Genomic DNA, 12,032 nt, shown 5'->3' with positions numbered 1-12,032 from the left:
GCTCGGGTGGTCTGGGGGGCTCTTATTTGTTTAACCCCCCCCCCCCGGGGCCGCCCCCCCGGGGGGGGGGGGGGGGGGCCGCGACCCGGGGTTCGTCGTCGGGCTGCGGAACGCTCCGCGCTACTCCGCGGGCTGGGCGGTCGCGTCGGCGCCGCCCTGCTGCTCGACGGGGCGACCACCGCGCGTGCGGCGACGGCTCCGGGACCGACGACGGCGCTCGCCGCCCTCGGACGGCGCGCTCCCGGACGGCGCGCCCGCGGTGGCGTCGGCCTGCTCGCCCTCGGCACGACCGCCGGAGGGGTCGCCCTCCGCGCGACGCCCGCCGGAGCGGCCCTGGCCGCCGGACCGGCCGCGCTCGCCCTCGGAGCGGCGGTGCCCACCGTCGGACCGACCGTCGGACCGGCCACCCTGGCGACCGCGCGAACCGCCGGCCGGCGTGTGCCGCTTGCCGGTCTCGCCGAGGTCCTCGATCTCCTCCGCGTCGAGCCCGGCGAGGGTGCGCCGGTCCTTCGGGAGACGACCCTTGGTGCCCTCGGGGATGTGCAGGTCCGTGTACAGGTGCGGCGAGCTCGAGTACGTCTCGACCGGCTCGGGGATGCCGAGGCCGAGCGCCTTGTCGATCAGCGACCAGCGGGGGATGTCGTCCCAGTCGACGAACGTGACTGCGGTGCCCTTGTTGCCCGCGCGGCCGGTGCGGCCCGTGCGGTGCAGGTACGTCTTCTCGTCCTCGGGGCACTGGTAGTTCACGACGTGCGTGACGTCCTCGACGTCGATGCCGCGGGCCGCGACGTCCGTCGCGACGAGCACGTCGATCTTGCCGTTGCGGAACGCGCGCAGCGCCTGCTCGCGCGCGCCCTGACCCAGGTCGCCGTGGATCGAGCCGGCCGCGAAGCCGCGGTCGACGAGCTCGTCGGCGACCTTCGCCGCGGTGCGCTTGGTCCGCGCGAACACGATCGTGCGGCCGCGGCCGTCGGCCTGGAGGATGCGCGCGAGCATCTCGACCTTGTCCAGCGCGTGCGCGCGGTAGACGACCTGCTCGATGTTCTTGACCGTCTGGCCACCGTCGTCGGGGTCGTTCGCGCGGATGTGCGTCGGCTGCTTCATGTAGCGGCGCGCCATCGAGACGACGGCGCCCGGCATGGTCGCCGAGAACAGCATGGTGTGGCGCTGCGCGGGCGTGCGGGCCAGGATCTTCTCGACGTCGGGCAGGAAGCCCAGGTCGAGCATCTCGTCCGCCTCGTCGAGGACCACGATCGCGGCCCGCGTGAGGTTGAGGTGGCCCTGGTTCATGAGGTCGATCATGCGGCCCGGGGTGCCGACCACGACCTCGACGCCGCGCGTCAGGGCCTCGACCTGCGGCTCGTACGCGCGGCCGCCGTAGAGCTGCACGATGCGCACGGAGCGACGCTTCGAGGCGGTGCCGAGGTCGTTCGCGACCTGGACCGCGAGCTCGCGCGTCGGGACGACGACGAGGGCCTGGGGCTTGCCGGGGGAGGGGAGCTCGTCGAACCCGGGCTCGCCCGGGGCGACCACGCGGTGCAGCAGCGGCACGCCGAAGCCGAACGTCTTGCCGGTACCGGTCTTGGCCTGGCCGATGATGTCGTGCCCCGACATCGCGACGGGCAGCGTCATCGCCTGGATGGGGAAGGGCTGGACGATCCCCGCGTCGGAGAGCGCGTCGACGATCTCCTGGCGCACGCCGAAGTCGGCGAAGGTGGTGTTGTCCGCGTGGACGCTCGCGGCGACGGTGGTCGCGTCCGCGCTCACGTCAGGAGTCGCGTCGGTGCTGGTCGCGTCTGTGGTGGTCACTGGTGCCTCTGTCTCGTTCGGGCACGCGCGACCGTCCGCGGGCCCGTCGTGGGCCCGGCACCGGGAGGGGGTCCCGGTCGCGGTCGTACGCGCCTCGTGGCCGGCAGCCGATCGTGAATGTCGTGGCCCGGTCCGCGCTGCGGACCGTGCCGTGCCGTCGTCGTTCGCGTGACGAGCGTGAGGTCTGGACGACCGGGCAACCGATGTACGCCCGCCATGATATCGGAGAACTATCCTGGCCCGATGAGCGACGCCGAGCACGCGAGCCCCACGACCCTGTCCACGGCGGACCACGCCGACGCGGTGGAGCTGCTCGGGCTCGTCGCGTACACCGAGCTCGCGAGCTTCGGGCGCCTCGCGGGCGACGCCGCGCACGCGCCGACTCTGCGTCAGCGGCAGGCGCTCTCGCGGCTCGCCGCGGCCATGCTCGACCGGCAGGAGCGTGTCCTCGTCCGCGTGGACGAGCTCGGCGGGGACCCTGCCGACTGCATGACCGCCTTCGACGGCCTGTTCGACGACTTCGACGCCCGTACCCGCCCCAGCACGTGGTGGGAGGGGATCCTCAAGGGGTACGTGGGCCAGGGCGTCGCCGACGACTTCTGCCTGCTCGCCGCGCAGGGCCTCGACGAGCGGTCGCGCGACGTCGTCGTGGAGGCGCTCACGCAGGACACGCCGTCGCAGCGCTACGCGCCGGTCATCGCGGACGCCGCCGCCGCGGACCCCGTGCTCGCGTCCCGGCTCGCGCTGTGGGGCCGACGCCTCGTCGGCGAGGCGCTGGGCGTCGTCGGCGTCGTCCTCGCCCAGCGGCCCGCGCTCGCGCGCCTCGTCGCCGCGGGGATCGACGCGACGGCCGAGGCCGCGTCCAACGGTCCGGCGCTCGCGACCCAGTCGTGGGTCTTCTCGCGCCTCACGGCGGAGCACTCCCGGCGCATGGACCGCCTGGGCCTGGCGGCATGACGAAGCCGCCGCCGCGCCCGGGCGCGACGGCGGCAGGTGACCGTCAGGTCGTGGCGGTCAGAGAGAGCCGAAACCGACCTTGCGCTGCTCCTCGGTGCCGATCTCGACGTAGCCGAGCGACGCCGTCGGGATGATCACTCGGCGACCGCGCGAGTCGGTCAGCTCGAGGGCGGGGGCGCCGCCGAGCGCGTCGGCGACCGCGGTCGCCACGGCCTCGGCGGACAGGTCCGTGTCGACGACGAGCTCACGGGCCAGGTTCTGCACACCGATCGTGACTTCCACTCACATCTCCTCACAGCGGCTGCGCCAGGCGCAGCGACGACGGGCCTCGGTCCGCCGGTGGGCGTCCCACCGGCGACAACGCGTTCGATAGTAGTCAGATTCCCGCGGTCGAGCCGTCGAGCGAGGCGTCCGGGCCGGGGGCGACGTCGGCGGTCGGCACCCCCGCGGCGTCCGGGGCCACGGCCCGAGGACGGCGCAGCATCCCGTGCACGCCGCGCCAGACGAGGCGCGGGACGAGCCGGGTGACGTCGTCGGCCGACGCGGTCCCGTCCGGACGGACGGCCTCGGTCGCCGCCGCCCGACCCACGGCCGTGCACGTCCGCGACACGACGAGCGCCTCGTCGGCGTCGAGGTCGGTGATCCGGACGAGCACGTCGGCGAACGCCCCCGCGATGCGGGCGTCGGGCGCGAGGACGCGCGCCCGCACCACCGGGTCGCGCATGACGTCGGACTCGAAGAGCAGCGCCGCGGACCTGCCGGCCGTGCGCGCGTAGGCGACGTAGGCCCGGACGATACCCTCGATGACGGCGAGCCCGTCGACCGCGAGGGCGTCGAGGTCGCCCGCGGAGATCCCGGGCGCCGGCTCGCGGAACGGGTCGAGCGTGACGTGGACGGCGCGGACGAGGCGGTCGCCCTGGTCGTCGATGAGCGCGAGGTAGAGGTCGAGCTTCGAGGGGAAGTGCCGGTAGAGCACGGGCTTGCCGACCCCGGCGCGGTCCGCGATGTCGTCCATCGAGATGTGGTGGTAGCCGTGGGAGGCGAAGAGCTCCTCGGCGATCGTCAGGAGCTGCGTCCGCCGCTCGTCCCGGGGCATCCGGGTGCGCGCGACGACGGGCGGCCCGGCCGTGCCGCGCGTGCGTCCCTCGCTGGCTCCGGTCATGGGGGGAGGATACGGAAACGGCGGCCGGTGTCGACCGGGCGTCGCGAGGAGTGGGACGATGGGCGGGTGCCCGACAGACATACCCCCCCGAACCGACCGTCGACAGCTCGCGTGAAGCGCTCCCGGGGCGTGCGGCACGGCGCCGCGGTCGCGGCCTGCCTCGTGGTCGGGTTCGGCGGCGGCGCCGCCACGGCAGAGGTGTGGGACGTCCCGCGCGCGACCGCGCCCGTCTCGGCGGACCGCGAGGACCCGCCCGCTCCGGCGCGCGACGAGGCCGACGCGGTCAGCCGGTCCGGCGCGGAGCGCGCGGGCGACGTCGTGCAGGGGCCGGAGCTCCACGAGCGCGTCGCCCCGCGTCCGGACGTGGTCGTCCCGCTCGCTCCCGCGGACCCGCCTCCGGCGGCCGCCACCGAGGAGCCGGTGCCGGAACCCACGCCGACGACGCCCGCCGCGCCGGTCGCCGAGCCCGGCTCGGGTCTCCTGGGCGACGTCGTCGTCGAGCCCGACCTGGGGGGCACGCTCGACGTCGTCCCGGGCGAGGCCCCGGCGCCCGGCGCGGGCACCGTGCGGTCCGTGCGGGTCGAATTCGAGCGGGGCCTGCCCCTGGACGGCGAGGTCCTCGCGACGGCGGTGCTCGCCACGCTCAACGACCCGCGCGGGTGGTCGGGCCCCGACGGCGTGACGTTCTCCCGGACGGCGGCCGACGACGCGTCGATCCGCGTCGTGCTCGCGAGCCCCGCGACGACCGACCGGATGTGCGCGCCGCTCGCGACGGAGGGGAAGTACTCGTGCGGCAACTCCGTGACCGGGGTCGCGGTGCTCAACTTCGAGCGCTGGGTGCTCGGCGCCCCCGACTTCGGTGACGACGTCGCGACGTACCGCCAGTACCTGGTGAACCACGAGGTGGGTCACGTGCTCGGGCACGGCCACGAGGACTGCCCGGCCCCGGGCGCTGTCGCGCCGGTGATGGTGCAGCAGTCGATCTCGGCGCAGGGGTGCCTGACCAACGGGTGGCCCGTGCCGTAGCGGCGGCCTCGCCGCGCCGTCGGCGATGCCCGCGGTGTGGGTGGCACGTGATGGGATCGGGTCCGTGCCCCGGACGACCGCCCCTCGCCTCGTCGCGCGGCCTCGCGACCACGAGGCCGACGTCACGCTCGACGACTCCCAGCGGGCGGCGCTCGCCGCGGCCGCGGGCCCGGGGGCCACGCTCGTCGTCGGGGCGCCCGGCACCGGGAAGACGCTCGTCGCGCAGGAGGTCGTGCTCGCGGCGCTCGCCGCCGGCCTCGCCCCCGAGCGCGTCCTGCTCCTCGCCTCGTCGCGCCGCGCGGCGGCGGCGCTCCGCGACCGCCTGTCGGCCCGCGCGCGGCGCACCGTCGGGGCACCGATGGTGCGCACCGCGGCGTCGGCGGCCTTCGCCGTGCTGCGAGAGCGTGCGGCCGCGCTGGGGGAGCCCGTCCCGACGCTCATCTCCGGACCGGAGCAGGACCTCGTGCTCTCCGAGCTGCTGGAGGGCCACCTCGAGGGCGACCTCGCGCACCTGGGCTCGCCGCTGGTCCTGCCGCCCGGCCTGCCGGAGGAGGCGCTCGGGCTCCGGGGCCTGCGCCAGGAGCTCCGCGACCTCCTCATGCGTGCCGCCGAGCGCGGCCTGACGCCCGCGGACCTCGCCGCGCTGGGCGACCGCTACGAGCGACCCGAGTGGTCGCTGGGCGCCCAGCTCTTCGCGGAGTACCTCGACGTGACCGCGCTGCGCTCGGGGACGCCGGACGCGGGCGCCCGGTTCGACCCGGCGATCGTGGTCGACGAGGCGGCCGAGGCCCTCCTCGCGTGGGACGACGAGGTGCCTGACGCCGCCCGGCCGCGCTGGGACCTCGTCGTCGTCGACGACTACCAGGAGGCCACGGTCGCGACGGCGCGCCTCCTGCACGTGCTGCACGACGACGGCGCGCGGCTCGTGCTGCTCGGCGACCCCGACTCGGCGGTGCAGACGTTCCGCGGCGCGAGCCCGGGACTCGTCGGCCGCGCCTCGGCGCCCGCGCGCCGGGACGGGGCCCGGCGGGGCGAGCTCGGCGCGCGCGTCGCCGTGCTCGGCACGGCGTGGCGGCAGGACGCCGCGCTGCGGGACGTGACGCGCCGGGTCGCCGCGCAGGTCGGTACCGTCGCCGGCGCGGTGCACCGCGGCGCTGCCCCCCGGGGCGTCCCGGTCGGCGCGGGCGACGCGGCCGGTCCGCCCGGCGTGCCGTCGGGGGCCGGCCCGGGCGCCGAGCCCGGGACCGCCGCGCCCGTCCAGGTCGTCGTGCTCTCGGCCGTCGCGCAGGAGGCCGCGTTCGTGGCGCGCGAGCTGCGGGCCGAGCACCTGCTGCACGGCACCCCGTGGCACCGGATGGCGCTCGTCTCCCGCACCGGGACCCGCCTCGCGGCGCTGCGCCGCGAGCTCGTGGCCGCCTCGGTGCCGGTCACGCTGCTCGGCTCCGACGTCCCGCTGCGCGACGAGCCGGCGGTCGCGCCGCTGCTCGCCGCGGTCCGCGTGTGCGTCGCGGACGCGGACGACGTCGAGGCCCTGGACCCGTTCACCGCTGCGGCGCTGCTCACGTCGCCGGTCGGCGCCCTGGACGTCGTCGCGCTCCGCCGGCTGCGGCGCGCGCTGCGGGCCGAGGAGCTCGAGGGCGGGGGCGGGCGCTCGTCGGACGCGCTGCTCGTCGAGCTGCTGCTGGACCCGGCACGCGCGGCGACGCTGCCCCCGACCGTGCGCCGCGGGCCGGTCGCCGTCGCGCGGGCTCTCGCGGCGGGCCGGGCGGCGGCGACCGAGCCCGGGGCGACGGCACAGACCGTGCTGTGGGCGGTGTGGGCGGCGACCGGGCTCGCGGAGCGGTGGCGGTCGGCGGCGCTCGACGGCGGACCGGCCGGGGCGCGCGCGGACCGTGACCTCGACGCGGTGCTCGCGCTCTTCCGCGCGGCGGAGACGTTCGTGGACCGCATGCCCGGCGCGCCCGCCGAGGCGTTCGTCGAGTACCTCGCGTCGCAGGACCTGCCCGCCGACTCGCTCGCGGCGAGCGCGAGCGGCGCGGACGCCGTGGCGGCGCTGACCCCGGCGGGCGCCGCGGGGCGCGAGTGGGACGTCGTCGTGGTCGCGGGAGTGCAGGACGGCGTCTGGCCCGACCTGCGCCTGCGCGACTCGCTGCTCGGGTCGCAGGCGCTCGTCGAGCTCCTCGCGGGGCGTGCGCACGACGCGCACGGCGTCGGGTCGCAGGCGCGCGCCCAGGTGCTGGCCGACGAGCTGCGGGCGTTCGTCGTCGCGACGTCGCGCGCGACCCGGCGGCTCGTGGTGACGGCGGTCCAGGACGCGGAGGAGGCGCCGTCGGTGTTCTGCGACCTCGTCGTCCCGCCCGCCGCGCCCGAGAGGCCGGAGGAGGGCCCGGACGGCACCGACGGGCCCGACGACGGGTCCCCGCGGCCGACGGCGACGGGTGGTCCGGGGGCCGCCCAGGCCCCCGGCGCGGACCCGGACGCGCGCCGGCACGTGCGCGTCGGTGCCCCGCTCGACCTGCGGGGCCTCGTCGCCGCCGCACGCGGCGTGCTCGTCGAGGCGGCGGCGCTCGAGGCCCGTGCGTCCACCGGTGCGGCGGGGGAGAGCGACGCGCGTGCCGTCGCCGCGGCGACCCTCCTGGCCGACCTGGGCGAGCTCGGTGTCGCGGAGGCCCGGCCGGAGACCTGGTACGGCGTGGCGGGCGTGTCGAGCGCCGCACCCCTGCGCGGTGCGGAGGAGATCGTCACGGTGTCGCCGTCGAAGGTCGAGACCGTCTCCACCTGCCCGCTGCGGTGGTCGCTCGAGGCCGCGGGCGGCACGGCGCCGGACGCGACGCACCAGAGCCTCGGCACGCTCGTGCACTCGATCGCGGAGACCCACCCGTCGGGCTCGCTCGCCGAGCTGCGCGCGGAGCTCGACCGCCGCTGGGCGGAGCTCGCGCTGCCGGAAGGCTGGCCGACGCGCCAGCTCCGCCGTCGTGCGGAGCGCATGATCGAGAAGCTCGCGGCCTACGTGGCCCAGGCGGGCGAGCCGCTCCTCGTCGAGCCGACGTTCGACGTGACCGTGGGGCGGGCGCGCCTGCGCGGGACGATCGACCGGGTCGAGGCCGCGGGGGAGGGCAAGGTCCGCGTCGTCGACCTCAAGACGGGACGGCGTACCGCGACCAAGGCGGAGGGCGCCGAGCACCCGCAGCTCGGCGCGTACCAGCTCGCGGTCGAGGCGGGCGCGCTCGACGTGCCCGAGGGGACGCGGAGCGCGGGGGCGCAGCTCGTCTACGTGGGGAGCACGCACGTCGGCCCTGCCGTCGTCCCGCAGCCCGCCCTCGACCCGGCGCCCGACGGCTCGAGCTGGGCGCGCGACCTCGTCGAGGAGGCCGCCGGGACGATGTCGGCGGCCACGTTCACGGCCCGCCAGAACGGGCTGTGCGAGATGTGCCCGGTGCGGCGCGCGTGCCCGGTGCAGCCCGAGGGCAGGAGGGTGGTCGCGTGAGCAGCGAGCTGTTCGAGCTCCCGGAGCCGACGCCGTCGGTCCGGCTGGTCGCCGCCGACGGTGTGGTGGTCGCGCCCGAGGCCACGACACCCGTGGTTGAGCCGCCACGCCCGACGCTGTCCGCGACGCGGATCGCGGACCTGCTGGGGCGGCCCCGTCCGACGCCGGAGCAGGTCGAGGTGATCGAGGCACCGCTCGAGCCGACGCTCGTCGTCGCCGGGGCGGGCTCGGGCAAGACGGAGACCATGGCGGCGCGCGTCGTCTGGCTCATCGCGAACGAGCTCGTCGCGCCGGACGCGGTGCTCGGCCTGACCTTCACGCGCAAGGCGGCGGGCGAGCTGTCCGAGCGCGTCCAGGTGCGGCTCGCGCAGCTCGCGCGCGCCCGTGGCGGCGCGTCGTCCGCCCTCTCGCTGCTCGACCGGCCCACGGTCGCGACCTACAACGCGTACGCCGCCTCTCTCGTCGGCGACCACGGCCTGCGCGTGGGCGTCGAGCCCGGGGCACGGCTCCTCGGCGAGGCGCAGCAGTGGCAGCTCGCGTCGGAGGTCGTGGAGGGGTGGGACGACGACCTCGGCACCGACCGCGCGCTCAGCACGGTCGTCGCGGCCGTCCTCGGCCTGTCGGGCGCGCTCGACGAGCACCTCCTCGAGCCGGGCGAGGCCCGGGACCGGCTCGCCGACATCGTGGAGCAGCTCGACGCGCTCCCGCTCGGGCCGCGGCAGAAGGCCCGGACCAAGGAGGTCGAGAAGCTCGTCGGCGACGTCGCGGAGCGCGTCCGGCTGCTCGACGTCGTCGCGGAGTACCGGCGGCGCAAGCGTGCCACGGACTCCCTCGACTTCGGCGACCAGGTGGCGCTCGCGGCCCGCCTCGCGCGCGAGGTCCCGGTCGTGGGGGAGACGGAGCGAGCGCGGTTCCGCGTCGTCCTGCTCGACGAGTACCAGGACACGTCGCACGCGCAGGTCGAGCTCCTCGCGGGCTTGTTCGGCGGGGGGCACCCGGTGACGGCCGTCGGCGACCCGCACCAGTCGATCTACGGCTGGCGCGGCGCGAGCGCGGGCGGCCTCGCGCGGTTCCCCGAGCGGTTCCCGCGGGCGACGGGCGACCGGTCGGCGGTGCGCTTCCTGTCGACGTCGTGGCGCAACGACGCCGCGGTGCTCGCGGCGGCGAACGTCACCGCGGGCCCGCTGCGCAGGGCGACGGGGGCGGGAGGTGACCGGGTCGAGGTCCCGGCGCTCGCGCTGCGCCCGGGCGCCGGCCCAGGCACGGTGTCCGCGCACGTGGCGGCGACCGCCGAGGAGGAGGCCGCCGCCGTCGCCGAGCTCGTCGCGGCACGCTGGCGGCCCGCGGGCGCCCCGGGCGGGCGCGTCACCGCGGCGGTCCTGTGCCGCAAGCGCAGCCAGTTCGCCGCGGTCGAGGTCGCGCTGCGGCGCCGGGGACTGCCCGTCGAGGTCGTCGGCCTCGGCGGTCTGCTCACGACGCCGGAGGTCGTCGACGTCGTCGCGCTCCTCGAGGCCGTGCACGACCCGTCGCGCGGCGACGCGCTCGTCCGCCTCCTCACGGGGCCCCGGCTCAACCTCGGGTCGGCGGACCTGCACGCCCTCGGGAGCCGCGCCGCGGACCTCGCGCGGCACGAGGGCGCGCTCGGGTCGCGCCGGCGCGCGGGGGGGCCGGCAGGCGGCGACGGCGCCGACCTCGTGGTCGTGGAGGGCGACGTCGCCGACCACCGCTCGATCGTCGACGCCCTGGACGACCTGCCGGACCCGGGCGAGCCCGCCGGCGACGGCCGCACGCTCACGGCGCCGGGGCGCGCGCGCCTCGCGGCGCTGTCGCGCACCCTGCGGGCGCTGCGCGGGCTCACCTACCTGTCGCTGCCGGAGCTCGTCGTCGAGGCGGAGCGAGCGCTCGGTCTCGACGTCGAGGCCGTGACGAACGAGGCGCTGCTCGCGTCGCGCCGGCTCGTGGACCCCGAGGCCGTGAGCGACCGGGCGCGCGAGCACCTCGACGCCTTCCGCGACGTGGCCGCGACGTTCACCCAGACGGCGGACGTCGTGACCCTCGGTGCGTTCCTCGCGTGGCTCGGGGTCGCCTCGACGCGCGAGAACGGGCTGGACCTGCCGGTGCGCGAGCCGGACCCGGACGCCGTGCAGGTCATCACCGCGCACGCCGCGAAGGGGCTCGAGTGGGACGTCGTCGTCGTCCCCGGGCTCGTCGACGGCGTGTTCCCGACGACGGCGCAGTCGTCCTCCGGGGTGCGCGCGGACAGCGGGTGGCTCACCGACGTGAGCCAGCTGCCGTACCCGCTGCGGGGCGACGCGGCCGACCTGCCGGAGTTCCGGTTCGACCTCGCGTCCGACACCAAGGAGCTCGTCGCGCGACGCGACGAGTTCCGCGCGGCGAGCGGCGAGCACCAGCTCGCGGAGGAGCGCCGGCTCGCCTACGTCGCGTTCACCCGGGCGCGCCGCGAGCTGTACCTCACGGCGTCGTGGTGGCAGACCGGCTCGCGCCCGCGCGTGCTCTCGCCGTTCCTCCTCGAGCTCGTGGAGTCCGGGGTCGTGGCGGCGGACGGCTGGTCGGCACCACCCGGTCCCGACGACACCAACCCGCTCGAGGACGTCGAGGTGACCGGCGAGTGGCCGGTGCCTGACGACGCCCCCGTCGGGTCGGCGCGCGCGGTCCTGCGCCGGACCGCGGCAGCCGTCGAGCGCGCCCGCGAGGTGCGCGCCCGACGTCCCGTCGGCGAGCCGTGCGGTGGCTCCGAGCCCGATCTCGGTGCGTTCGGCCCGGCGCCGGGCACGCCCGCTCCTGGCTCCGCGTCGGGCCCGGCCGCCGACGAGGCCGAGAGGGGCCCTGTCGGGCTCACCGCCCCCACGGGCGTGCTCGTCGACGCCGAGGGGCGCGACCTCGTCGCGCTCGCCCGGGTCCTGCTCGCGGAGCGGGCCGAGCGCTCCGGCCGAGAGGTCGAGCTCCCGGCGCACGTGTCGGCGTCGAGCCTGGTGCGGCTCGCGGCCGACCGCGACGAGTACGCGCTGCACCTGCGGCGCCCCGTCCCGGTCGAGCCCACCGTGCACGCGCGCCGGGGCACGCGGTTCCACCTGTGGGCCGAGCGCTACTTCACGACGTCCTCGCTCCTGGACGTCGAGGACCTCCCCGGTGCGGACGACGACGACCTCGACCCGGACGCAGATCTCGAGACCCTGCAGCGGACGTTCCTCGCGTCGCAGTGGGCGACCAGGACCCCGGTCGCGGTCGAGGTCGACGTCGAGACCCCGGTCGGCGACACGGTGCTGCGCTCGCGCATCGACGCGGTGTTCCCCGAGCGACCGGAGCACGCCGGAGGGGCGCGCGACGCCGTCGTGGTCGTCGACTGGAAGACGGGACGGGCGCCGTCGGACGCCGCCGCGCGCGGCGTGCGCGAGGTGCAGCTCGCGGTCTACCGGCTCGCGTGGTCGCGGTGGACAGGGCTGCCGCTCGAGAAGGTGAACGCCGCGTTCTACTACGTCGCGTCCGACGAGACCGTGCGCCCACGCCGGCTCCTCGGCGAGGAGGAGATCGAGGCGCTGCTCGCGGGCTGACCCGCGGACCGGACCCGCG

Annotated in this window: 7 protein-coding genes; 4 read left to right on the top strand and 3 right to left on the bottom strand. The window is 77.0% G+C overall.

Features of this window, described 5'->3' with window-relative positions; translation table 11 throughout:
• Positions 1-120: 120 nt before the first annotated feature.
• Positions 121-1,809, bottom strand: coding sequence for a DEAD/DEAH box helicase (locus ACFVN3_RS19500; protein WP_378234642.1), 1,689 nt, complete (start codon positions 1,807-1,809; stop codon positions 121-123).
• A 243-nt stretch (positions 1,810-2,052) separates the two neighbouring features.
• On the opposite strand from ACFVN3_RS19500, the gene ACFVN3_RS19495 reads away from it, so the two are divergent.
• Positions 2,053-2,766, top strand: a complete 714-nt coding sequence (locus ACFVN3_RS19495; protein WP_378234641.1) for a ferritin-like fold-containing protein — start codon at positions 2,053-2,055, stop codon at positions 2,764-2,766.
• A gap of 57 nt (positions 2,767-2,823) precedes the next feature.
• On the opposite strand, the gene ACFVN3_RS19490 is transcribed toward ACFVN3_RS19495, so the two are convergent.
• Together ACFVN3_RS19490 and ACFVN3_RS19485 are read right to left on the bottom strand one after the other, a co-directional pair.
• Positions 2,824-3,048 (bottom strand): DUF3107 domain-containing protein, encoded by a 225-nt coding sequence (locus ACFVN3_RS19490; protein ID WP_047234756.1) that lies wholly within the window; start codon positions 3,046-3,048, stop codon positions 2,824-2,826.
• A gap of 94 nt (positions 3,049-3,142) precedes the next feature.
• The gene (locus ACFVN3_RS19485) at positions 3,143-3,928 is read right to left on the bottom strand and encodes a TetR/AcrR family transcriptional regulator (RefSeq protein WP_378234640.1); all 786 of its coding nucleotides are present in this window, start codon (positions 3,926-3,928) and stop codon (positions 3,143-3,145) included.
• Between the two features lie 111 nt (positions 3,929-4,039).
• Here ACFVN3_RS19485 and ACFVN3_RS19480 point away from each other — a divergent pair, with 111 nt between their 5' ends.
• The 3 genes from ACFVN3_RS19480 (at position 4,040) to ACFVN3_RS19470 (ending at position 12,013) form a co-directional block, all read left to right on the top strand.
• Positions 4,040-4,954, top strand: a complete 915-nt coding sequence (locus ACFVN3_RS19480) for a DUF3152 domain-containing protein (RefSeq protein ID WP_378234639.1) — start codon at positions 4,040-4,042, stop codon at positions 4,952-4,954.
• 64 nt (positions 4,955-5,018) lie between these two features.
• Positions 5,019-8,441, top strand: a complete 3,423-nt coding sequence (locus ACFVN3_RS19475; protein WP_378234638.1) for a PD-(D/E)XK nuclease family protein — start codon at positions 5,019-5,021, stop codon at positions 8,439-8,441.
• Complete coding sequence (locus tag ACFVN3_RS19470) at positions 8,438-12,013, top strand: UvrD-helicase domain-containing protein (protein ID WP_378234637.1); 3,576 nt, start codon at positions 8,438-8,440, stop codon at positions 12,011-12,013. The genes ACFVN3_RS19475 and ACFVN3_RS19470 overlap by 4 nt, the downstream gene beginning before the upstream one ends.
• The last annotated feature ends 19 nt before the right edge of the window (positions 12,014-12,032 follow it).

This window comes from Cellulosimicrobium sp. NPDC057862, assembly GCF_042797035.1.
GTDB lineage: Bacteria > Actinomycetota > Actinomycetes > Actinomycetales > Cellulomonadaceae > Cellulosimicrobium.
The sequence above is the reverse complement of the archived record's forward strand: the minus strand, read 5'-3'. Positions and strand labels throughout refer to the sequence as shown.